The 20909-nt window shown below is 64.1% G+C and carries 30 protein-coding genes; 17 read left to right on the top strand and 13 right to left on the bottom strand.

Annotation, left to right across the window (positions count from 1 at the left end; all coding sequences use genetic code 11):
• A partial coding sequence (locus AC0L30_RS40510; RefSeq protein WP_473406594.1) for a mismatch-specific DNA-glycosylase occupies positions 1 to 488 on the top strand: 488 nt, incomplete at its 5' end.
• Between the two features lie 190 nt (positions 489 to 678).
• On the opposite strand, the gene AC0L30_RS40505 is transcribed toward AC0L30_RS40510, so the two are convergent.
• Entirely contained in the window at positions 679 to 1116 is a 438-nt protein-coding gene (locus AC0L30_RS40505) for a VOC family protein (protein ID WP_473406593.1), read from the bottom strand.
• A 264-nt stretch (positions 1117 to 1380) separates the two neighbouring features.
• Between AC0L30_RS40505 and AC0L30_RS40500 the strand changes: the two genes are divergently transcribed.
• Complete coding sequence (locus AC0L30_RS40500; protein ID WP_473406592.1) at positions 1381 to 2034, top strand: glutathione S-transferase family protein; 654 nt, start codon at positions 1381 to 1383, stop codon at positions 2032 to 2034.
• Here the strand turns inward: AC0L30_RS40500 and AC0L30_RS40495 are convergent.
• Positions 2031 to 2759, bottom strand: a complete 729-nt coding sequence (locus AC0L30_RS40495; protein WP_473406591.1) for an SDR family oxidoreductase — start codon at positions 2757 to 2759, stop codon at positions 2031 to 2033. The genes AC0L30_RS40500 and AC0L30_RS40495 overlap by 4 nt on opposite strands.
• Positions 2760 to 2934: 175 nt before the next feature.
• On the opposite strand from AC0L30_RS40495, the gene AC0L30_RS40490 reads away from it, so the two are divergent.
• Complete coding sequence (locus AC0L30_RS40490; protein ID WP_473406590.1) at positions 2935 to 3630, top strand: glutathione S-transferase family protein; 696 nt, start codon at positions 2935 to 2937, stop codon at positions 3628 to 3630.
• A gap of 88 nt (positions 3631 to 3718) precedes the next feature.
• Here AC0L30_RS40490 and AC0L30_RS40485 read toward each other — a convergent pair whose 3' ends face one another.
• Positions 3719 to 4153, bottom strand: coding sequence for a hypothetical protein (locus tag AC0L30_RS40485; protein WP_007600742.1), 435 nt, complete (start codon positions 4151 to 4153; stop codon positions 3719 to 3721).
• 447 nt (positions 4154 to 4600) lie between these two features.
• Between AC0L30_RS40485 and AC0L30_RS40480 the strand changes: the two genes are divergently transcribed.
• From AC0L30_RS40480 to AC0L30_RS40470, 3 genes are all read left to right on the top strand, one after another.
• Positions 4601 to 4987 (top strand): RidA family protein, encoded by a 387-nt coding sequence (locus AC0L30_RS40480; protein ID WP_473406589.1) that lies wholly within the window; start codon positions 4601 to 4603, stop codon positions 4985 to 4987.
• A 151-nt stretch (positions 4988 to 5138) separates the two neighbouring features.
• Complete coding sequence (locus AC0L30_RS40475; RefSeq protein WP_007600739.1) at positions 5139 to 5399, top strand: hypothetical protein; 261 nt, start codon at positions 5139 to 5141, stop codon at positions 5397 to 5399.
• A 248-nt stretch (positions 5400 to 5647) separates the two neighbouring features.
• Positions 5648 to 6283, top strand: coding sequence for a hypothetical protein (locus AC0L30_RS40470; protein ID WP_473406588.1), 636 nt, complete (start codon positions 5648 to 5650; stop codon positions 6281 to 6283).
• Between the two features lie 72 nt (positions 6284 to 6355).
• Here AC0L30_RS40470 and AC0L30_RS40465 read toward each other — a convergent pair whose 3' ends face one another.
• The gene (locus tag AC0L30_RS40465; RefSeq protein ID WP_219685479.1) at positions 6356 to 6898 is read right to left on the bottom strand and encodes an REP-associated tyrosine transposase; all 543 of its coding nucleotides are present in this window, start codon (positions 6896 to 6898) and stop codon (positions 6356 to 6358) included.
• Positions 6899 to 6959: 61 nt separating this feature from the next.
• Complete coding sequence (locus AC0L30_RS40460; protein WP_219685478.1) at positions 6960 to 7445, bottom strand: J domain-containing protein; 486 nt, start codon at positions 7443 to 7445, stop codon at positions 6960 to 6962.
• Positions 7446 to 7556: 111 nt separating this feature from the next.
• Here AC0L30_RS40460 and AC0L30_RS40455 point away from each other — a divergent pair, with 111 nt between their 5' ends.
• The 3 genes from AC0L30_RS40455 to AC0L30_RS40445 all read left to right on the top strand — a co-directional run bounded on the left by AC0L30_RS40455 (position 7557) and on the right by AC0L30_RS40445 (position 9417).
• The gene (locus AC0L30_RS40455; protein ID WP_007600732.1) at positions 7557 to 8324 is read left to right on the top strand and encodes an SDR family NAD(P)-dependent oxidoreductase; all 768 of its coding nucleotides are present in this window, start codon (positions 7557 to 7559) and stop codon (positions 8322 to 8324) included.
• 222 nt (positions 8325 to 8546) lie between these two features.
• Positions 8547 to 8795 (top strand): helix-turn-helix domain-containing protein, encoded by a 249-nt coding sequence (locus AC0L30_RS40450; protein ID WP_027519697.1) that lies wholly within the window; start codon positions 8547 to 8549, stop codon positions 8793 to 8795.
• 112 nt (positions 8796 to 8907) lie between these two features.
• Positions 8908 to 9417, top strand: coding sequence for a collagen-like domain-containing protein (locus AC0L30_RS40445; RefSeq protein ID WP_007600730.1), 510 nt, complete (start codon positions 8908 to 8910; stop codon positions 9415 to 9417).
• A gap of 15 nt (positions 9418 to 9432) precedes the next feature.
• Here the strand turns inward: AC0L30_RS40445 and AC0L30_RS40440 are convergent, their stop codons facing one another.
• Both AC0L30_RS40440 and AC0L30_RS40435 read right to left on the bottom strand, forming a co-directional pair.
• Positions 9433 to 9648: a hypothetical protein gene (locus tag AC0L30_RS40440; protein ID WP_007600728.1), complete on the bottom strand. Its 216-nt coding sequence runs from the start codon at positions 9646 to 9648 to the stop codon at positions 9433 to 9435.
• A gap of 96 nt (positions 9649 to 9744) precedes the next feature.
• Positions 9745 to 10011 (bottom strand): DUF2277 domain-containing protein, encoded by a 267-nt coding sequence (locus AC0L30_RS40435; protein ID WP_007600726.1) that lies wholly within the window; start codon positions 10009 to 10011, stop codon positions 9745 to 9747.
• A 127-nt stretch (positions 10012 to 10138) separates the two neighbouring features.
• Between AC0L30_RS40435 and AC0L30_RS40430 the strand changes: the two genes are divergently transcribed.
• The 4 genes from AC0L30_RS40430 to AC0L30_RS40415 all read left to right on the top strand — a co-directional run bounded on the left by AC0L30_RS40430 (position 10139) and on the right by AC0L30_RS40415 (position 12830).
• Entirely contained in the window at positions 10139 to 11230 is a 1092-nt protein-coding gene (locus tag AC0L30_RS40430; RefSeq protein ID WP_473406587.1) for an alpha/beta fold hydrolase, read from the top strand.
• A gap of 145 nt (positions 11231 to 11375) precedes the next feature.
• Positions 11376 to 11720: a hypothetical protein gene (locus AC0L30_RS40425; RefSeq protein WP_473406586.1), complete on the top strand. Its 345-nt coding sequence runs from the start codon at positions 11376 to 11378 to the stop codon at positions 11718 to 11720.
• A 41-nt stretch (positions 11721 to 11761) separates the two neighbouring features.
• Complete coding sequence (locus AC0L30_RS40420) at positions 11762 to 12196, top strand: DoxX family protein (RefSeq protein ID WP_473406585.1); 435 nt, start codon at positions 11762 to 11764, stop codon at positions 12194 to 12196.
• Between the two features lie 31 nt (positions 12197 to 12227).
• Positions 12228 to 12830: an MSMEG_1061 family FMN-dependent PPOX-type flavoprotein gene (locus AC0L30_RS40415; protein ID WP_473406584.1), complete on the top strand. Its 603-nt coding sequence runs from the start codon at positions 12228 to 12230 to the stop codon at positions 12828 to 12830.
• Between the two features lie 85 nt (positions 12831 to 12915).
• On the opposite strand, the gene bfr is transcribed toward AC0L30_RS40415, so the two are convergent.
• The 3 genes from bfr to AC0L30_RS40400 all read right to left on the bottom strand — a co-directional run bounded on the left by bfr (position 12916) and on the right by AC0L30_RS40400 (position 14270).
• On the bottom strand, positions 12916 to 13404 hold the full coding sequence (bfr, locus tag AC0L30_RS40410) for a bacterioferritin (RefSeq protein WP_007600720.1): 489 nt from the start codon (positions 13402 to 13404) through the stop codon (positions 12916 to 12918).
• Between the two features lie 132 nt (positions 13405 to 13536).
• Positions 13537 to 13809 carry a (2Fe-2S)-binding protein gene (locus tag AC0L30_RS40405; protein WP_007600718.1) on the bottom strand — a complete coding sequence of 91 codons (273 nt, stop codon included), beginning with the start codon at positions 13807 to 13809 and terminating at the stop codon, positions 13537 to 13539.
• A 161-nt stretch (positions 13810 to 13970) separates the two neighbouring features.
• Positions 13971 to 14270: a hypothetical protein gene (locus tag AC0L30_RS40400; RefSeq protein WP_354201078.1), complete on the bottom strand. Its 300-nt coding sequence runs from the start codon at positions 14268 to 14270 to the stop codon at positions 13971 to 13973.
• A gap of 135 nt (positions 14271 to 14405) precedes the next feature.
• Between AC0L30_RS40400 and AC0L30_RS40395 the strand changes: the two genes are divergently transcribed.
• Both AC0L30_RS40395 and AC0L30_RS40390 read left to right on the top strand, forming a co-directional pair.
• Positions 14406 to 14750 carry a hypothetical protein gene (locus tag AC0L30_RS40395; RefSeq protein WP_219685473.1) on the top strand — a complete coding sequence of 115 codons (345 nt, stop codon included), beginning with the start codon at positions 14406 to 14408 and terminating at the stop codon, positions 14748 to 14750.
• Positions 14751 to 14962: 212 nt separating this feature from the next.
• Positions 14963 to 15247, top strand: coding sequence for a hypothetical protein (locus AC0L30_RS40390; RefSeq protein WP_473406583.1), 285 nt, complete (start codon positions 14963 to 14965; stop codon positions 15245 to 15247).
• 89 nt (positions 15248 to 15336) lie between these two features.
• Here the strand turns inward: AC0L30_RS40390 and AC0L30_RS40385 are convergent, their stop codons facing one another.
• Both AC0L30_RS40385 and ettA read right to left on the bottom strand, forming a co-directional pair.
• A complete protein-coding gene (locus tag AC0L30_RS40385) occupies positions 15337 to 16560 on the bottom strand; it encodes a lytic murein transglycosylase (RefSeq protein ID WP_219685472.1) in 1224 nt (407 codons plus the stop codon).
• A gap of 7 nt (positions 16561 to 16567) precedes the next feature.
• The gene (ettA, locus tag AC0L30_RS40380) at positions 16568 to 18217 is read right to left on the bottom strand and encodes an energy-dependent translational throttle protein EttA (RefSeq protein WP_007600707.1); all 1650 of its coding nucleotides are present in this window, start codon (positions 18215 to 18217) and stop codon (positions 16568 to 16570) included.
• A 232-nt stretch (positions 18218 to 18449) separates the two neighbouring features.
• On the opposite strand from ettA, the gene AC0L30_RS40375 reads away from it, so the two are divergent.
• A complete protein-coding gene (locus AC0L30_RS40375; protein WP_027519710.1) occupies positions 18450 to 18665 on the top strand; it encodes a hypothetical protein in 216 nt (71 codons plus the stop codon).
• Between the two features lie 104 nt (positions 18666 to 18769).
• Positions 18770 to 19732 carry a D-2-hydroxyacid dehydrogenase family protein gene (locus tag AC0L30_RS40370; RefSeq protein ID WP_473406582.1) on the top strand — a complete coding sequence of 321 codons (963 nt, stop codon included), beginning with the start codon at positions 18770 to 18772 and terminating at the stop codon, positions 19730 to 19732.
• 4 nt (positions 19733 to 19736) lie between these two features.
• On the opposite strand, the gene AC0L30_RS40365 is transcribed toward AC0L30_RS40370, so the two are convergent.
• A complete protein-coding gene (locus tag AC0L30_RS40365; RefSeq protein ID WP_473406581.1) occupies positions 19737 to 20705 on the bottom strand; it encodes an NAD-dependent epimerase/dehydratase family protein in 969 nt (322 codons plus the stop codon).
• Positions 20706 to 20909: the final 204 nt, after the last annotated feature.

Below are 20909 nucleotides of genomic sequence, written 5' to 3'. Positions count from 1 at the left end.
TCCCCGACCAGCTCCGCCCCCACCTCCGCCTCGTCTTCGTCGGCACCGCCGCCAGCACGCGCTCGGCCGAGCTGGGGCACTACTACGCCCATCCCGGCAATCGCTTCTGGCGCGCGATCGATGAGGCAGGGATCACGCCGCGGCGCTATCAGCCGGGCGAGTTCGCAAGCCTGCTCGAGCTCGGGATCGGCTTCACTGATCTGTCGAAGTCGGGCGCCGGAATGGATCACCAGATCGCGGCTGAGACAATCGACGTGCCGGGGTTCAGGGCCAAGATCGAAAAGTTTCGCCCGAGGACGATTGCATTCACGAGCAAGAAGGCGGCGAGCTTGTTTTATGGCAGGCCGTCGAGCGGGATTGCGCTGGGGCGGCAGCCGCGGGATGAGAGCTTGCCCGAGGTGTTCGTGCTGCCGTCGCCGTCGGGTGCGGCGTCCGGGCATTGGACGCTGGAGCCGTGGCGGGAGCTTGCGGCGTGGATAGCGGCGTAGCGTGAATTTGCGATAGCGCCCCCCTCAGGCGTCGTCCCGGCGAAGGTCGGGACCCATAACCCCAGGGAGTGGTTTGGCGGAGACTCGAGGTCCGGTACAGCGACCATTCGTGATCGATCGATTCCGCGGTATGGGTCCCGGCCTTCGCCGGGACGACACCGCCGATTTGGCAACGCATCCCGCGACAAGTTCACCCCGCATACGCCTTGTCCAGATCCGCAATCACGATCTTTCTCATCTGCATCATCGCCTGCATGACGCGGTTCGCCTTGCTGCGGTCGGGGTCGCCGAGGTAGCGGCCGAGCGCTGATGGGATCACCTGCCAGGACAGCCCGAACTTGTCCTTGAGCCAGCCGCAGCGGGATTCTTCGCCGCCGTCGGCGGTGAGCCTGTCCCAGAAATAGTCGACTTCCGCCTGCGTTTCCACGCTGATGAAGAACGACACCGCTTCGTTGAACTTGTATTGCGGGCCCCCGTTGAGCGCGTTGAAGCGTTGGCCTTCGAGCTCGAACACCGCCATGAAGTCGCTGACGGTCTCGACCTTTGCATTGGGAAACACCGATTTGTAGAAGGCGACCGCCTCCGGCACGTTGTTGTCGAACCAGAGAAACGGCGTGATGGAGGTCATGAACGGATATCCTTTTGCCTCGGGCGGGCGCGCGGCGGCGCGCCGATGTTCCAAGGACGAGGCAGGAGGCAACGATCCGACAGTGGCGGCGGGTTTTTCTTGTAGCCCGGATGAGCGACAGCGACATCCGGGGCCGGCAGCCGCCCCGCATATCGCTATCGCTCATGCGGGCTACGGGGTCCACGAAAACCCATTAACCTGTCGGAATCCACTCATTCCATTCGTCCTCCGAACGCAAAACGCGATCAACCCCGGAGCCCGCCAATGCCCCCCACCCTCACCGCCTTCGCAAACTCGCCCGACCGCGGCAAAGGACAAGCCCGCGACATGCGGGTTCGCTGGGCGCTCGAAGAGGTGGGGCAGCCTTACGAGGTCCATCTGGTTTCGTTCGCGGACATGAAGGGGCCCGCGCATCTCGCGCTACATCCATTCGGGCAGATTCCAACCTACGAGGACGGCGACCTCGCGTTGTTTGAGTCCGGCGCGATCGTACTCCATATCGCGGAGCGTCATGCCGGGTTGCTGCCGAGGGAGCCGAACGCCCGGGCCCGCGCGATCGCGTGGATGTTTGCCGCGCTGAGCACGCTGGAGCCGCCGATCGTCGAGCTCGGGATGGCGATGCTGTTCGAGCGCGACAAGAGCTGGTACGCGGAGCGGCTGCCGATGCTCAGGGATCGCGTCCGTGTCAGGCTCGGCGAATTGTCCCGCCGCCTCGGCGATGCCGGCTGGCTCGACGGTGCGTTCAGCGCCGGCGACCTCATGATGGTGACGGTGCTGCGCCGGTTGAACGCGTCAGGCCTGCTGGACGAATATCCCGATATCGCCGCCTATGTCGCTCGCGGCGAAGCGCGGCCCGCGTTCAGGCGGGCGTTCGATGCGCAATTGGCGGTGTTCACCGGGGCACGCTTGGCGCCCTAAAGATCGAAATTGGTCGGCAGCATCACCACGTCACGAATGGTCATGCCGCGCGGCCGCGTCAGCATGAACATCACGACCTCGGCCACGTCGCTGGCCTCCAGCAGGCTGCCCGAGTCCCTGGCTTCCTTCAGCTTCTCGGGCGGCCAGTCCGCGAGCAGCGAGGTGACGACCGGGCCGGGCGAGATCGAGCCGACGCGAATGCCGTGCTTGAAGACCTGGCGCCGCACTGTCTGGACGAAGCAGTTGATCGCCCATTTGGACGACGCGTAGACCGGCTCCCAAGGCGTCGGGAAATGCGCCGCCAGCGAACTCGTGACGATGATGTCGCCTGTCCCGCGCGCGATCATGTGCGGCAGCACATCGTGCACGTTCTTCATCACGACGTTGACATTCAGGTTCAGCATCCGGTCGATCGCCATGGTGTCGGCCTCGACCAGGTCGCCACCGACATACGTGCCGGCATTCGCATGCAGGATGTCGAGCTGGCCGGCCTGCTCCAGAACGCGCGGCAGCAGCGTTGCGCAGTCTTTTGGGTCCAGCAGGTCGACCAGCAGCGGGATCACGGCGTCGCCGTGCTTGTCGCAGAGCGCCTTCAGCGCGGCCTCGTCGCGGTCGACCATCACCACGCGCGCGCCCGCGGCCAGCATCGCCTCGGTGCTGGCCAATCCGATGCCCGACGCGGCCCCGGTCACGGCCGCAACCTTGCCTTCCAACTCTCTCGCCATAGGGTCACCATCGCTGACGTCACGGGGATGCGGAGTATAACAATCCCGGATGGCGTTGTCGGGGCAAACCAGCAACGATGCAATCGTCCTCCGATCGAAGGAGGCGGCGCACAAAGCGCGGAACTGTTGCAAGCGCGTCACGGCGGCGATACGACTTCAGCGCGAGGAGCGTCCCATGCTGACCCTCTACTCCTATCCAGACCTGTTCGGTGTCGCCGACAACAACGGTTACGGCCTCAAGGTCTATGCCTTCCTGAAGCTCGCGGGCGTACCGTTCGCGCATGAGCATGTGTTCGATGCCTCCGCCGCGCCGCGCGGGCAGCTGCCCTATGTCGTGGATGACGGCGAGACGATCGGCGACAGCGAGACCATCATCGCGCATGCGACCGCGAAATACCGCCTCACCATCGACGCCGCGCTAACTGCGGAGCAGAGGCGGACCAACCACTTCGTCACGCGCATGCTCGACGATCTCTATTGGGTGATGTCGTATTCGCGCTGGAAGGACGAGCGTTATTATCCCGCGTTTCGCGACGCCTTCATCGCGCAGCACAAGCAGATCGATGCGGCAGGATTCGAGAAGGCGAAGGCGTATAATGCGCAGCGTTATCACTTCCAGGGCATCGGCCGCTACACGCCCGAGCAGGCCTATGCGCGGGGGCTCGCAGATCTGCAGGTGCTGGCGGAGATCGTGCCGGCGGCCGGCTTCGTGCACGGCGCGGCGCCGACTAGCGTCGATGCCGGCATCTACGGCTTCATCGCCAACATCTATTACTTCCCGATCCCGACGCCGCTGAAGGCGTTCGTCGATGCGCACGCAAATCTCGTCGCACATTGCGAACGGATTCACGCGGCGGTGACGGGAACGTAGCCCGGATGAGCGACAGCGACATCCGGGACCGAGGGTTGACCCGCATGTCGCTCTCGCTCATGCGGGCTACGAATTGAGCTGATCGCCCCTACCGCATCGTGATCGCGAGCCCGCTCAGATCCGCATTCGCCATCAGGCCGACTTGCGTGCCGGACAGCTCGAGCACGGCGCCCTTCTGGTTGGTCAGCACGATCGCACGCGCGCCGCGGCCCACTGCGATGCCCGCACCAGCGGCGCCGTAGACGCCGGCGATGTCGGAGGGCCGGTTGATGTTGGAGACGCGGCCGCGCAGCACGGTCTTGGAGCCGCCGAAGACGAGGCCGTAGTCGAGCCCGCCGGTCGAGAGCGAATAGGCGCGACCGCGAAAGTTCAGCACGCCCGAGCCGCCGGAACCGCCGATGATCCAGCCCGCCTTGTAGATCGTCAGCACCACGGTGCCGCCGTCGGCCAGCGCCGAGGTCGAGAGGCCGGCAAGCGCGGCAATGCCGACCAGCGCGGCGCGGAAGGTGGATGCGAACTTCATGAGGGTCTCCGGGGGCTATTCTTCAAGGGGGAAACGAATCAGACGCGAATGTATCCGATGCATCGCGGCGGCAACATGATGGGCGCGGACGTGAGTCGGGGTCTGTAGCAACACACTCAACTGTCATCGCCGGTTTAACCGGGCGATCCAGTATTCCAGAGAGGGCGATGGTGAACCGAGAAGCCGCAGCGCCCTGGATGCCCCCGGTCAAGCCGGGGCATGACGGCGGAGTTTGGCGCGACAAGACGCTCACCCGCCATCATGCCATTCTGCCCCTGTTTTGCCCGACGGAGCAACGGTTATTTTGCTTTTCCCGAAGTCAAAAAGAAAGCTCAATGATTCCCGCCGGATGCCTACTGTGCATGGGGTTGTTTTCGCGTTTTTTGTTGGAGGCGCCCCGACCTGCCGCTACGCTTGCGCGTCCCGCCATCCATCCGAGGTGATCTCATGCCGATCCAGCATTTCGCGCCCCCGCCCCACATCAAGGCGCCGCCGCTGTCCTTTGCCACGCGCACCGGCGATCTCCTGTTCGTCTCCGGCATTCCCGGCTTCGACGCGAGCGGCGCGCTGCCCGATGGCTTCGAGGCGCAGTTCGCCAACGTCGCCGTCAACATCAAGCGCGTGCTGGCGGAGGCCGGCGCTGGCATCCGCGATCTCGTCAAGGTCAACGTGTTGCTGACCCGCGCCTCCGACGTCGCCGCCATGAACGCGCTCTATGCCGGCGCCTTCGGGCCGCCGCCCTACCCTGCCCGCACCACCTGCGTGGTCCACGCACTGCCCGATCCGAAGATGCTGATCGAGATCGAGGCGGTCGCGTCGCTGGCCAAGGGGTAGACGTGTGATAGTCCGGCGACAGTCAAGGCATAAGGGGCATCCGAACAGCCGACCAACGACTGACATGTCCGTGAACGGTCGCCGCCCCGCTTGCCAGCCGCACCATTTTGCCGCACCAGTTTCCTCTCACGTTCCCATCAGGAGATATTTCATGCGTCGCGTTCTCGCCCTCTGTGCCGTTGCCGGCATCGCCACCTCCGTGTTCGCCGTGCCGGCCTCTGCCGCGGTCGGTTATTACGTGATCCGCTGGGACAACACCGGCATCTGCCAGGTCTGGAACGAGGACCTGAAGTACAAGCCGTTCCAGTGGGGCGTGTCGACCTACAAGGTCGTCAGCAAGCCGCTCCCGACCTTCACGGCCGCCTCGGAGCTCCAGATCAAGCTGCGCGGGGAGCGCCGCTGCACGCTCTAGGCGTGAGGCGACAGATCGGATTTCAAAGGGCGGATCGCGCAAGCGGTCCGCCCTTTTCTTTTTGGACGCGCCACTGGTTTTTCGGCCGAAATCACGCATTTTCCGCGCACCCGCTTTGAACCTGGCCAGCTGGCGGACCTACTCACATCTTGTTCGGGGCGCACCCCAAGCGTCCCGCGCCAACCAGCATCCTTGCCCGCTTGTTTTTGCCTGCTTGTTTTTTCACCTCCTGGCTTTGGAGCCAATCGATGCGCGCACCGGCGACAGCAACGATTTTCGCCGCATCGCTGCTGATCGCCGCAACGGCAAACGCACAGGCCGCGCAATCCTTCCGCGTGATCTCGCCGGTGTTCGGCCAGTTGGTCAGCTTCGCGATGCCGTCGAATTTTTCCGCGGTATTCGAGAACACCAAGGGCGGCCACTACATCCGCGAGGCCGTACTGAAGGGCGAGACGCCTGAACGCTGGACCGAGATGATCACCGTGACCGGCGAGAAGGGCATGACGCTCACTCCAGGTTCATCGCCCGAGAAATTCGCGGGCTCGATCGCAAGCGGTTTCAAATCCGCCTGCCCCGACAGCTTTGCGGCAAGGCCGCTTGGCGCCACCACGTTCGGCCGGTTCGAAGGTTTCGTCGCCGTGATCGGCTGCGGCCGCGTCGACAGCGGTCCGACCCGGCACAGCGAAACCGCACTGCTGGTCACGCTGAAGGGCACGAGCGACTACTACACGATCCAATGGGCCGAGCGCGGCCCCGAAACCGACCAGCCGCCGGTGAACGACGACCGCTGGCAGGCCCGTCTGCGCGCGCTCAGCCCGATCGAGCTCTGCCCGATCGTAGCGGGCGAAGCCGCGCCCTATCCGAGCTGCGTGAACAAGAGCTGAGGCTCGACTCCAAGTCCGACGTCCGTAGCCCGGATGAGCGAAGCGATATCCGGGAATTCAACCTACGCCCGGTCAGCCTCCCTCGGCTCGCTCACCGAAAGCAATCCCGCTTTCGCCGGCATCGCCCGCCCAATCTTCCGGGAGCAATCCCGCCCGCACATATCGGTGAAAGGACGAATGCGGCCAATCACAAACGCGCTGGACGTAGCGATGTTTAATTGGGTTGAAGTGAATGTAATCCACGTGGCGGGCGAAATCATCTTCGTCGCGAACCGTGTGCTCCCAGTAGCGTCGTTGCCACAGAGCCAATTCTCCATTGGACTGGCGGGCTACGTCGATACCCGCATGCAGTAGTGCGCTGCTGAAATGCCCCTTGATCCTTCGCCAACGTCCCGCGAAATCGGCGTCATGCGGCGGGAGGTTCATGACGACATGCAAATGGTCCGGAAGGATCACAATCGCATCGACCTCGAACGGGCGCTCCCTGCGAGCGGCCCGAAAGGCATCGCGCAGGGCGTCAACGTTCTCAATCAAAATGGTCGATCGGCGGTCGAAGAGCGCTACAGTAAAAAAGTAGGTGCCGCCGGGAAGAAAATTTCTGCGATACAGAACCATGGGCTAGACCCGTCCCGGATGTCGCTTCGCTCATCCGGGCTACAGGATAGCACATGAGCTCTCACGCGTCCTTGTAGGCGCGGGGATGGATCAGGATATCGCGCGCGGCGGCAAGGTCGATGAACGCTTGGGCGCTGCCGCCGTGGTCGGGGTGCATGCCCTTGGCGGCGCGACGATAGGCCTGGTTGATGTCCTCGCAGGTGAGCTGCACCGCGAGCGGTAGGCCGAGCACCTTGCGGGCGCGATCCTCGCTGGACAATTTTTTCGGCGCAGCATTGCGGCGGCCGAAGCGCGGCGCGGTCAGGTCGTGGACAACGTCGAGCACCACGCCGAGACGGCGCCGGGCCGCCAGCGTGACGCTGTGATCGTCATTGTCCACGGCCTGGCGCAGCACCGGAAGCGCCTGCTCGGCGGCCTGACGCAGCATGGTATCGGTGCTCATCCGCGCGACCTCGGCGACCAGCCGGCCCGCCTCGGCCCAATCGGCGCCGTCCGCCGACCGCAGGCGTTCGAGTGCGAATTTCCAGGATTCGAGCCGTTCCATCATGCGCGCAACGTTTAGCAATCAAGACCAGTATGCCAAGGCCGCCGTTTCCGACCCCTTAATTTCGAGTTAGCCTTTCATGAAACTTCGAAAAGAAATCGGGAGGAAATTGTCATGGCATTGCTCGCGAACCACATCGCAATCGTCACGGGCGCCGGTTCGGGCATCGGCCGGGCCATCGCGGCCGGCTACGCCCGCGAGGGCGCGCAAGTGGTGCTGCTCGACGTCAACGCCGACACGGTCGCGGAAGCCGCCGAGGGGATCCGCAAGTCCGGCGGCAAGGCCGAGAGCTTTGCGCTCGATGTCACCAAACGCGACGACTGCTTCGCGCTCGCCAAGCAAGTCGCCGACGAGGTCGGGCAGGTCTCGATCCTCGTCAACAATGCCGGGATCACTCGCCGCAACGCCTTCACCGCGGAGACGGAGACGGTGGCGAAGGACTGGAACGACATCATCTCGCTCAACCTCAACGGCGTCTTCAACATGACGCAGGCGTTCCTGAGCCCGTTGCGCGTAGCGAAGGGCCGCATCGTCAATATCGGCTCGATTCAGTCCTTCGTGCATCTGCGCACGCCGAGCTCGGCGGCCTACACCACCTCGAAACACGGCGTGCTCGGCTTCACTAAGGCGCTCGCGGTCGAGCTCGGCAAGGAGGGCGTGCGCGTCAATGCGATCGGGCCGGGCTTCATCGAGACCAACATCAACGCCAATGTGCGCGCGACCAATCCGGCGCTGGTGCAGGCCTTCGTCGATCACACCCCGCTGGCGCGCACCGGCAAGCCCGAGGACATCGTGGGTCCCGCGATCTTCCTTGCGTCGGACATGTCGGCCTACGTCACGGGAACGATCGTGATGGTGGATGGCGGATACCGGACGGTGTGAGCGGGATGATGCCTGCTTGGTAATGCGGAGTATGCTCGCGGGAACATGCAATCCGTGCCAATCGCGGCGGTGCGGCGGCATTCCCAAGGTCAATTGGTGCGATCGCCCCGCGGTTAACCTTTCGTTAACCAAACCCGCTCACCGTAGATTTACGGCTTGGGGGTCGTTTGTTCTCGATCCGCTTCCAAAGAGGGAGGCGGGCGTTGATCGGGGAGTGTGTCGATGACCACTGTTCATGTCGCTGCGTCCGAACCGGGCGCATATTTCCTTTCACCGAACCAGATCGTTCCGCTGCTGATCGGCGCGACCGTCGACGAGGTCGAGCGTGAGCTCGTCCTGCAGACGCTCGCCCGTTGCGACGGCAATCGCACGCGCGCCTCGCGCGTGCTCGGCCTCTCGGTGCGCACGCTGCGCAACAAGATCAGGCTCTACGCCGCCTCCGGCATCGAGGTGCCGGCCTATCACGACTAGCGCGCGACGTGCGGCCGATTGGTGTTGATCAAGCCCAGGCGCGAGCCCGGCGGAATTGCCGCTGTCGTCAAACGCCGCTAATTAGCTTGCTTCCGGTCAAGGGAGCAGCGGCGTGGCAGACGAACAAAAACGGCAGGGACCTCAGGGACCGCGCGGACGGCAGGGCGAACCGGGGCGGCCGGGACCACAGGGCCATCCGGGCAAGCGGGGCCCCGATGGCGCGCGTGGCAAGCCGGGGCCGCAGGGCAAGCCGGGTCCGATCGGAAAGGCCGGACCACTGGGCAAGCCCGGCCCGCAAGGCAAGCAGGGCGAAGCCGGACCGCGCGGGGCAGCCGGTGCACAGGGACCTGTCGGACCGCAAGGGCCGGCGGGGCCGCAAGGCCCGCGTGGTGAGGCCGGTCCGCCCGGCCCATTGCCGTCGATCGAGCAGGTGCTGCCGTGGCTCGATCAACTGTTCGACGCCTGGGACGAGCGCCGTCGCCAGCGCGAGCGTGAAGCCGCCGAGCGCGAGGCGCTGGAGGCAGCCGTGCAGGAGACCGACGACGCGCCCCTCGGTGACGAGGACGAGGACAGCGAAGGCGACAATCACAGGAAGAAGAAGAAAAAGAAGAAGCACGGCTAGGACTGACAGACGAATCTATTTCGTCCCATTCTCGCGTCGCGGCAGCATGCCCATGCGCTCGAACTGCCAGCGCATGGCGCGGTACCAGAGATAACCGACCGCTGCGCCGCACAAGGCCAGGATCACGACGTTCGCGCTCGAGAACGAACCGCTCCACCACGTCATCCACGCTGTCCACAGCAGCGTGAAAACGACGGCACCTGCTTTCAGCGGAAGAAGAGGGCGGCTCATGGTCGTGCTCCCGGGTGTCAAAAGCCCGGCGAACATCATCGCGCGTTGCGACCGCTTTCACCGTGAGCCAGATCACGGAACGGACCTTCGAGCCGCCTAGCCGAAGCGCAGCCGCGAACGTTCCTTGGCCTTTTCCGCCTCGGCCTCACGGTCGCGTGCCGGGGCGTGGGTGTGCAGCGACGTCAGGAGTTTTCGCGCAGCCTCCGCGACCTCCGCCACCGCACGATCGAAGGCCGCCTCGTTGGCCTGCGAAGGCTTGTTAAAGCCGGACAGTTTCCGAACGAACTGGAGCGCGCTGGCGTGGATCTCATCCTCCGTCGCCTCCGGCTCGAAGTTGAACAGCGTCTTGATGTTGCGGCACATGCACTCTCTCCTGACCTTTCCCTCAAGGACGACCGGCGAAAACGAAATCCTACATCCTTCCGGACAGTTCTGCTAAGTTCCGCCGCAACGCGGCCGCCGACCAGAGCCGCACGGGGGAAATATAGACATGAAAGCTTCTTGCGCGGCGCTGTCAGCCATCCTGTTGTCCGTCTCTTTGTCGGCCATCTCGACGTTCGCATGGGCGGCCGATTATCCGGCACCGAAGCAGGGCGACTGGGTCGTCAGGGATTTCAAGTTCCACACCGGCGAGACCATGCCGGAGTTGAAGCTGCACTACACCACCGTGGGTGAGCCGAGCGGCCAGCCGGTCCTGGTGCTGCACGGAACCGGCGGCTCGGGCGCGAGCATGCTGTCACCAGCCTTTGCCGGCGAGCTGTTCGGCGCGGGGCAGCCGCTGGATGCATCCAAATATTACATCATCATCCCCGACAATATCGGCCATGGCAAATCGTCAAAACCGTCCGACGGGATGAAGACGAGCTTCCCGAAATACGATTACGAGGACATGGTCGAAGCCCAGTATCGCCTGGTGACGGAAGGGCTTGGCGTCAAGCACCTGCGGCTCGTCATCGGCAATTCCATGGGCGGCATGCACACCTGGTTGTGGGGCGAGAAATATCCGAAGGCGATGGACGCGCTGATCCCGATGGCCTCGCAGCCGACCGAGATGGCGTCGCGCAACTGGATGCTGCGGCGGATCATGCTCGACACCATCCGCAGCGATCCCGACTACAATGGCGGCAATTACACCAGCCAGCCGCGCATGATGAAATACGCGATCACCGCCTACGGCATCGCGAGCATCGGCGGAACGCTGGCCTATCAATCGCAGGCGCCGACGGCAGCGAAGGCCGACAAGATCGTCGACGAGCGGCTGGCCATGCCGATCACGACAGATGCCAACGACTTCGTCTACCAGTGGGAGTCCTCGCATGACTACAATGCCCGCGAGAAGCTGGAGGCGATCGAAGCGTCGCTGCTGCTGATCAATTCCGCCGACGACGAACGCAACCCGCCCGAGACCGGCATCACGGACGCTGCGATGACGCGGGTCAAGAACAGCAAACTGTATCTCATCCCGGCCAGCACCGAGACGCGCGGCCACGGCACTACCGGAAACGCCAAATTTTACAGCGAGCAGGTCCGGCAATTGCTGCAAGCCGCGCCGCAGCAAACGATCGAATCTGCGCGCCGCTGATTTTGCATCGCATCAACGGCCAGCTATGCCGCATATTATTTGAGCATGCATTAGGCTGGCGGCTCGGGCTTAATCGCATCGATGCACGAATCGACGCGCGGGAAAATCGCGCGCCAATGGCACGACACGCGATGAGGAGGATCGCATGCACAGGCTCGCACTGTGCGTTTGGCTGGCCACGCTGACGAGCGCCGCGTTTGCGTTCGACAACGGGCAATATGATCACGTCCCGCCCGACATCCGCGCTTGGTTCAAGAGCGTGATCGCACCGAACGGTGTGCCCTGCTGCGACGTCTCCGATGGCCATCGCACGGAGTACGACGTGCGCAGCGGCGCCTATTGGGTGCCGATCGAGGGACAATGGATGGAGGTGCCCGAGCGCGCCATCATCCGCGACCGCGGCAATCCGGTCGGCCAGGCCGTGGTGTGGTACGTCCATCACCGCGGAGCCGTCATCATCAGTTGCTTCGTGCCGGCCGATGCGGTGTAGCGCGCGATAGCGCCTCGGCACCGCGCGTGCTAGTTCGGCCGATGGCTCCTGCGAACGACAGAACGCGCGCTGTGATGCGCTTTGTGCTGGCAGCGTTTTACATCGTGGCTGGCATCGCGCATCTGCGGGTCGCCGACAAGCTGCTTGCGATCACGCCGGCCTGGGTTCCGTTTGCAACACAGCTGATCCTCATCACTGGCGTCTGCGAGATCGCAGGCGCAATTGCGCTGGTGACGAAGCCGCTGCGCTGGTGGGCGGGCGTTGCGCTCGCGCTCTATGCGCTTTGCGTATGGCCGGCCAACATCAAGCATGCCATGGAGGGCATCGACCTTCCACCCATCCCCGACAGCTGGCTCTATCACGGGCCGCGGCTGGCGTTTCAGCCGGTCTTGATCTGGTGGGCTCTGTACTGCGCTGGCGTGATCGAGTGGCCGCGGCGGCGTGACAAGGGGGATAGCGATCGCGCTGGGAGATGATATTCTCAGGCATTCCACCAGGGAGACCTTCGTGACTGATCTTTGCGCCGAAGACCTCGCCACCATCTATGCCCAGCCGAGCCCACGCGTGATCGCGAAAGCGCGCCCCGCGATCGATGCGCATGCGAAGAAATTCATCGAGATGTCACCGTTCTGCGTGCTCGCGACGTCGGGAGCGGACGGCAGCGTCGATGCCTCACCACGCGGCGGCGGCGTTGGCTTCGTCCACGTCGCCGGCCCCAACCAGCTGCTGATGCCTGATCGCTCCGGCAACAACCGGATCGACAGTTTTCGAAATGTCGTCGAGGGCTCGGGCTTCGTGCATCTGTTGTTCTTCGTCCCCGGATTCGACGAGACGCTGCGCGTCGGCGGCCGCGGCACGCTGTCCGCCGATCCGGACCTGCTCGCCTCGATGGTGGAGTTTGGCAAGCCGCCGCGCGCGGTGCTGAACATCGCCGTCAGCGAAGTCTATTTCCACTGCGGCAAGGCCCTGATGCGCTCGAAGCTGTGGTCGTCCGAGAAGGTGCCGCGCTCAGTGATGCCGAGCATCGTCGAGGTGGTCCACGAGCAGACCGGCCTTGGTGAGCCGCAGAGCCAGGAGATCGTGGAAGAGCTCTACAAGACGCAGTTCTAGCTGGCGTCCTGGACTGTCGTCCCGGCCTGGCGTGCAATTGCGCATCAGACCGGCACGGAGTTTGTGGCGGCGATAACGCGCCGAACTAGTGCCCCTCGCCCTCGAGCCCACCAACGTGCTTCTGGGTATAGAGCTCGAGGCCGATGCGGCCGATCAGGTCGAGCTGGGTCTCGAGGAAGTCGATGTGGTGCTCCTCGTCGCTCATCAGCTTCTCGAACAGGTCGCGTGTGACGTAGTCCTTGACGCTGTGGCAGTAGGTCGCCGCTTCCTGGTAGAGCGCCCGCGCGCTCATCTCGGCGGCGAGATCGCACTCGATGATCTCCTTGACGTTCTGGCCGATACGCAAGGGATCGAGCACCTGCATGTTCGGGAAGCCGTCGAAGAACAGGATCCGCTCGGTGAGCTTGTCGGCGTGCTCCATCTCCTCGATGGACTCCTTGCGCCAGACCTTGGACATATCCCGCAGGCCCCAGTTGTCCAGGAAGCGGTAGTGCAGCCAGTACTGGTTGATTGCAGTCAGCTCGTGACGCAGTGCCTTGTTGAGATAATCGATAACTTTTGCGTCGCCCTGCATGGTTCACTCCAGCTCTTGCAGTCCAAATCGGCCGTAAACCGAATTTAGAACGCTTCTAAATGAGTTTGAAGACTGGAGCAACCGGCTACGGGGCGCAGCCGGTGAAATGCTCAGCCAGGGTTGCGGAAGATTTCAGCAGGCCGCGAGGGCGAACTCGGCCGGCTGGGCCGTCTCGTCATTGGCCGCCACAGTGTGGTTGTGCGGACAGCCGGAGCAGCAGGACGTGGCACAGGGGCCGAGTGCTTCGTCGATAATGGTCTTGATCGTCCGAGCGCAACGGCCGCATTCGGCGCTACAGCCGAGACACCCATAGACCTGCTTGGCATGGCGCACAGCGTCGTCGGACTCGGCGACGGCGGCGCGGATGTCGTCATCGCTCAGCACGTTACAGGAACAAACGATCATGGAAGCGGCAGGCCCTTTGGTGATGCGCCATCATCGATATTTAAGGGGCCGGCCGGATGCAAAAGGAAAAAGCGGAATTTGAAGCTATTCCAAACTAGCCCGGAAACAGCCTAGAACGGCTCTAAAATAGGGCCTTGCGCTGGATCAAGATTGTGGCGGATCTAGTCGCCCCCGCCGCCTCCACCATCGCCGCCGCCCCCGCAATCTCCGCCACTACTGCCGCTATCGCTGCTGGAACAGCTGCCGCCGTCGGTCGAGCTGCCGGAACTATCGCTGGAAAACCAGCTCCCAAACGAGGAGCCGTCGCTCGTGCCGGTGGCGGTGTCGCCACCGCCATTGCCGCCGGCCCCGGCGCGGGAGCGCCGCTGGCTGCGGTTCTGAAGATGGGTGATCCAGCCGTAGCCGATCGCGAAGACGACCCCGGCAGCGATCAATGCATTTATCATCGCGTTACCCATCATCGCCCTCCCCTGGCTGAGCCGCGGTCCATGTTAATTGGTCGCCCCCGGCAAAGGTGCCGTTCATTGATCATTCAATCGAAATATGGAACTTTACCCTCAAAGAGTTCCCGTGTGCTTTGTTCGAAAGGTCAGCCAATGAAGAAGTCGCTCCTGGCAATCGCTGCCGTCGCCGCGGTGGCCCTTAGCGCCGCTACACCAGCCCAGGCGCAACGCGGCGTCGCGGCGGGCGTGGCAGCCGGAATCATCGGCGGCGCCATTGTCGGCGGGGCGCTGGCCTCTCCGTATTATTACGGACCGGGCCCCGGCCCCGGCTACGCATATGGTCCGGGATATAGCCCGGGCTACTATCCGCCGCGCTACTACGCACCGGGCCCGGGCTACGTCGCCGACGACTATTATGGCGACGGCTGCGTCTGGCAGAAGCAGCGCTTCTGGGACGGTTATGCCTGGCGCGTCCGCCGCGTCAGAGTCTGTGGCTGAAGTCGCCCCAAGCAGATTCATTCCAGATGCGCCGTTCATCTCCGGGCCTGAAAAAGACCGCTTTTTCTCGTCACAGCTCCGTGTGCGTTTACCGGGGATTGACCATTTGCGCGCTTCCTAACTGCAAGGCCAATTCCATCAGAGTCTGCGTGAACCTTTGAACCCCGGACGCTCCTAACAAGGAGCATCCATCTCTCAGGAGAGCCAAGAGTATGAAGAAGACTTTAGTTGCCGCCCTTATGGTTGCGACGATCGCCGGTTCGCTGGTGACCGCCACTCCGTCCGCCCAAGCCCATGACGGCGTCGGCGCCGGCATCGCAGCCGGCCTGATCGGCGGCGCAATCGTCGGCGGTGCCATCGCATCGAGCCGTCCCGCCTATGGCGGACCGGTTTATGTGGCCGAGCCCGGCCCGCCGCCGCCGCCCTGCTACTGGCAGCGCCAGCGCTACTGGGACGGCTACGGCTGGACCGTCCGCCCGGTTCGCGTTTGCTACTGATCTGATCGCACGGCGTTCATGAGCGCCGCGATCGAAGCCCGGCCGAGCACCTCGGCCGGGCTTTTTCTTTGGCGAAGAACTGCGGCTCGCTATCGCGCCTGGATCGAGCGCAGCACCTCTTCGCTCGGCCAGCAATCGACCTTGAGGCCTGCCGACTTCTGGTAGGCGCCGAGCGCAGCGCGCGTCTGCATGCCCGCCTTGCCGTCGATCTTGTCCTTGTAGAGCCCGACGCGCGTGAGCCCGCGCTGCATCGCCTCGACATCCTTGGTGCGCAATTGCTTCGAGGCAGACCACGGCGTCGCGAACGGCTGCGGGCTCGTCATGCGGTCGGCGAGATGGCCGACGAACAGCACGTAGAGATCGGAGAAATTGTATTCCTTGATCACGAAGTAGTTCTTCGTGGTCAGGAAGGACGGGCCGTAGATGCCTTCCGGCTGCAGCAGCGAGGCCGGCTGCGCCTGCTCGGCGGCAGTGAGCTTTTGTCCGCGCACCGGCACAAAGCCTTCGCGCAGCCACTGGCCGATCGGCTTCGTCACCTCGGGCACGCCGGCGGTGCAATCGACCTTGGCCGGAGCTTGCACCTCGTAAGCCCAGCGTACGCCGCTCTGCCAGCCCTTGTTGACGAGCTGCTGCGCGGCGGAGGCCAGCGCATCCGGCACCGAATGCCAGATGTCGATGCGGCCGTCGCGGTCGAAATCGACGCCGTGCTTGTAATATTCGGACGGCAGGAATTGCGTGAGCCCGGTCGCGCCGGCCCACGACGAGCGCATGTCCTTGCGTGTCACCACGCCGTCACCGAGAATTTTCAGCGAGAGGATGAACTCGTTGCGATAGGTGTCCTTGCGGCGGCCGACATAGGCCTGCGTCGCCAGCACGCGCACGAGATCGTAAGGCAGCGTGTAGCGGCCATAGTCGGTTTCGCGGCCCCAGATCGCCAGCATGACGGTGGCGGGCACGCCGGAGTTTTTCTCGATCTCCGTCAGCGCGGGACGATATTTTTGCAGCAGCCGCTGCCCCTCGCCCGCGAGGCGCGCGATCGAGGCTTCCCTGACATAGTCGGCCGGCACCTGCACGAACTCGGCCTGCGACGGCGCCCCCGTTGCGGGCCGCCCCGGCAGGATCAGATCCGGCAGCTTGTAGTCAGGCTCGAGCCCGCGCGTCTCTCGCTCGAACGTCGCGCGCGACACGCCGGCGGCCTCCGCGTCCGGCCACAGCGAGGCGATGAACTGCGCGAAGGCGGCGTCGGCAGCGCGGGCGGGCGACAGGCCGCAGGTGATAGCGATCACCGCAGCTATGAGCACCCGCCGCATCATGCTGAGATCACCGCGTCAGCTTCTTGTACTTCACGCGATGCGGAATGATGCTGTCCTGGCCGAGCCGGCGCATCTTGTCCTTCTCGTAGTCCTGGAAGTTGCCCTCGAACCATTCGACATGGCTGTCGCCTTCGAAGGCCAGGATGTGGGTCGCGATGCGATCGAGGAACCAGCGATCATGGCTGATAATGACGGCGCAGCCGGCGAAATCCTCCAGAGCCTCTTCGAGCGCACGCAGCGTGTCGACGTCGAGGTCGTTGGTCGGCTCGTCGAGCAACAGAACGTTAGCGCCGGATTTCAGCATTTTCGCAAGGTGCACGCGGTTGCGTTCGCCGCCGGAGAGCGCGCCGACTTTCTTCTGCTGGTCGGCGCCCTTGAAGTTGAACGACGAACAATAGCCGCGTGAATTGACTTCCCTCTTGCCGAGCAGGATCAGCTCATTGCCGCCGGAGATCTCCTCCCATACGTTCTTGCTGCCATCGAGCGCGTCGCGCGACTGGTCGACGTAACCGAGATGAACGCTCTCGCCGACCGTGATGGTGCCCTTGTCCGGCTCTTCCTGCTTGGTGATCATCCTGAACAGCGTGGTCTTGCCGGCGCCGTTGGCGCCGATCACGCCGACGATTCCGCCGGGCGGCAGCTTGAAAGTGAGATCGTCGATCAGCATGCGATCGCCGAAACCTTTGCTGAGCCCTTCGAAGTCGACCACGTTCTGACCTAGGCGCTCGGCCACTGGAATCGTGATCTGCGCAGTCTGTGTCTGCTTTTCGCTCGCCTGCTTCAGCAGTTCGTCATAGCGCTGATAGCGCGCCTTGGATTTGGCCTGGCGGGCTTTCGGCGAGGACGCGATCCATTCCTGCTCGCGGGCCAGCGTCTTCTGATGCGCAGCGTCCTCGCGGCCCTCCTGCTCGAGCCGCTTCTGTTTCTGCTGCAGCCAGGACGAGTAATTGCCCTCGTAGGGAATGCCCTTGCCGCGATCGAGCTCGAGAATCCAGCTCGTGACGTTGTCGAGGAAGTAGCGGTCATGGGTGACGATCAGGATCGCGCCGGGATAGTTGCGCAGATGGCCTTCCAGCCACGACACCGATTCCGCGTCGAGATGGTTGGTCGGCTCGTCCAGCAGCAACAACTCAGGCTGGTCGAGCAGCAGCTTGCACAGCGCGACTCGGCGGCGCTCACCGCCAGAGAGTTTCGACACGTCGGCATCGTCAGGCGGACAACGCAGCGCGTCCATGGCCTGGTCGACCTTGCTGTCGAGATCCCAGAGGCCCTGGGCCTCGATCTCGTCCTGCAGCTTGGTCATCTCGTCGGCGGTCTCCTCGGAGTAGTTCATCGCCAGTTCGTTGTAGCGATCGAGGATAGCCTTCTGCTTGGCGACGCCCAGCATGACGTTCTCGCGTACGCTGAGTGCCGGATCGAGATGCGGCTCCTGCTCGAGATAGCCGACGCGGGCGCCCTGGGCGACCCAGGCCTCGCCGTTATATTCCTTGTCGAGGCCTGCCATGATCTTGAGCAGCGTCGACTTGCCCGAGCCGTTGACACCGAGCACGCCGATCTTGGCGTCCGGGTAGAAGCTCAGATGGATGTTATCGAGCACCTTCCGGGTCGGGTAGCTCTTGGTCAGGCCCTGCATGAAATAGATGAACTGGCGCGCCATCGGTCCCGAAAACCTTCGATTTGAGGAAATTTGCTTGCCGCCGATGTAGCGATCCCGCCCCCAAAGGGCAATGTTTTCCCTCCGTTCACCACGGATGAATACGGGCCGGACACCATCCCGCCACCGATCCGGACAATTGAAACTATCTTTTAATAAATCAGGCCAAAGCTCGGTTTCGCGCGGAAACAGCGCCACCCGCTCAGAATGAACGGGAGCACAGCGAGACAGCGTCATGGCCATGATCGAGACCCATTCCCTTCCCGTTCCGGCGGAAGCCGGCAGCGCCTCCGCATTTGCCTCGGAGATCAAGGGCTTCTGGAAGCGCTTCTTCGCCACCGCTTTCAACCCCTACCGGCCCGAACTGCATTACATGCGCGGCCCCGGCCCCGCCTGGCGCGCCAAGCACGGCATGAATGCGCCGTTCCGGCTCAAGCCCCGCGACCTCTGAGCCCTTATCACCTGTCGGATTTTTGAAGACGCGAACGGCTTGCGCACGGTCCTGATTGCGCGCAACCATGGCCTGGTTCCACCTCTCGCCATGGAAGAACGCTGATGACGCGGCTGCGCTGTGCAATTCTGGACGACTATTTCAATCTCGCCCTCGACGTCGCCGATTGGCAAAGCCTGTCCGACCGCATCGACGTCACCGTGTTCAGCCATCCCTTCGCCTCCGAGCAGGCCGCGGCGAGCGCGCTGGCCGATTTCGAGATCGTCTGCGCGATGCGCGAGCGCACCGCGTTCCCGAAGAGCCTGTTCGAGAGCCTGCCGAAGCTGAAGCTGCTGCTGACATCAGGCATGCGCAACGCCTCGATCGACATGGAGGCCGCCAAGGCGCGCGGCGTCACCATCGCCGGCACGCAATATTCACGCGATCCGACTGCGCCCCTCACCATGGGCCTGATCCTGGAACTGACCCGCGGCATCGGCCGCGAGAACGCGCGCATGCATGCGGGCGAGCCCTGGCAGACCTTTGCCGGCGTCGAGATCGAAGGATTGACGCTCGGCGTCGTCGGGCTCGGCAAGCTCGGCAGCAAGATGGCCGGCATTGCGAAGGCGTTCGGCATGAACGTGATCGCCTGGAGCCCGAACCTGACCCCGGAGAAGTGCAAGGATGCCGGCGTCGGCTACGCTACCAAGGAGGAGCTGTTCGCCAAGGCCGATATCGTCAGCATCCATGTGGTGCTGAGCGAGCGCTCGCGCGGGCTGGTCGGGGCTGCCGATCTCGCGCGGATGAAACCGACGGCCTTCCTCGTCAACACCGCGCGCGGGCCGATCGTGGACGAGCAGGCACTGCTCGAGGCGTTGCAGCAGAAGAGGATTGCAGGCGCCGGCATCGACGTATTCTCGGTCGAGCCGCTGCCAACAGACCATCCCTTCCGCAAGCTCGACAATCTCGTGCTGACGCCGCATCTCGGCTACGCCACCGAGGACGGCTTGCGCATCCACTACAGCCAGATGGTCGAGGCGATCGACGCCTTCACCAAGGACGGCGAGCTGCCGCGGAAGCTGGCGTGATGCCTCAGGCCGCCGAGCGCTGGCTGGTGGGCTGCCGTGCCGCATCGGCAAAGCCGTCGCGCCAGGAGGCATGCGCCGGCAGCCAGCCGAGCTCGCGCTTGGCCTTGCTGTTGGAGGCTCCGCGCACCTCCGTCATCATCGCAACCATATGCTCGCCCGCAAGCAGGCGGCCGAGCCAGGCGGGAATGTGACGCGGCGGCTTGGCACCGAGCAATTCGGCCAGCGCGGGCAACCAATCCTTCACCTGCGCCGGATGATCGTCGACGATATTGTAGATGCTGCCGGCGCGCCCGCGTTCGAGCGCGGCAAGCGTGGCAGAGGCGGCATCTTCGGTGTGAATGAACGACCACGTGCCGCCGCCATCGCCGATCACCGGCACACGCCGGTGGCGCAGCTGGTCGATCATCGCAGGCGAGAGCGTGCCCGTGCCGGGTCCATAGAAGAATCCATAGCGCAGCACGATACCCTCCGGCTTCGTCGAAGCGGTGACGCTTCGCTCCAGATACCGGATTGCCTCAAGCGTGCGTCGCAGCTCTCGCGGCGGATGCGGGTCGAGCTCATCGGTCTCGGTCTTCACCGTTCCCCCGGCGCGACTGAAGGTCCAGCCGCAGAAGCTTTGCGCGATGAAGCGCCTGGCGCCGGCCTCGCGTGCGGCATTCAGCAGAATGTCGGTTCCGCGGGTGCGGAGCTCGTTGGTTCGCGCGAAGGCCCGATCGAAATGCCGGAGGTCCGTGGCGGCCGCGAGATCCGTCATCTGGTGAATGACGGCGTCGGGCTTTGCCGCAATCACCGCAGCGTGCATGCTGCCGGCATCGAGGCCGTCGGCGACGACCGGCTCTGCACCCAATCGACGCACCAAATCTGTTTTTGCCGCATTCCGTGTCGTGCCGATCACCGAATGACCCGCGGCGACCAGCGCCGGAACAAGATACCGACCGACCGCGCCGGTCGCGCCCGCAACAAAGATGCGCATCCTGTGCTCCTCAATTCGTTGCAATCCTCCCGGACGTAATCGAGGTGCGGAGCCGTTCAAGTATGCGCAAGTAGGACTTGCGCGCATGCGTCAAATGATGACGGGGGGGGGGGGGGGGGGGGGGGGGGGGGGGGGGGGGCGGGTAGGGGGGGGGGGGGGGGGGGGGGGGGGGGGGGGGGGGGGGGGGGGGGGGGGGGGTGTGGT

It is taken from the genome of Bradyrhizobium sp. MI1.11, assembly GCF_055811255.1.
This window is presented reverse-complemented; position numbering and strand designations above follow the sequence as displayed.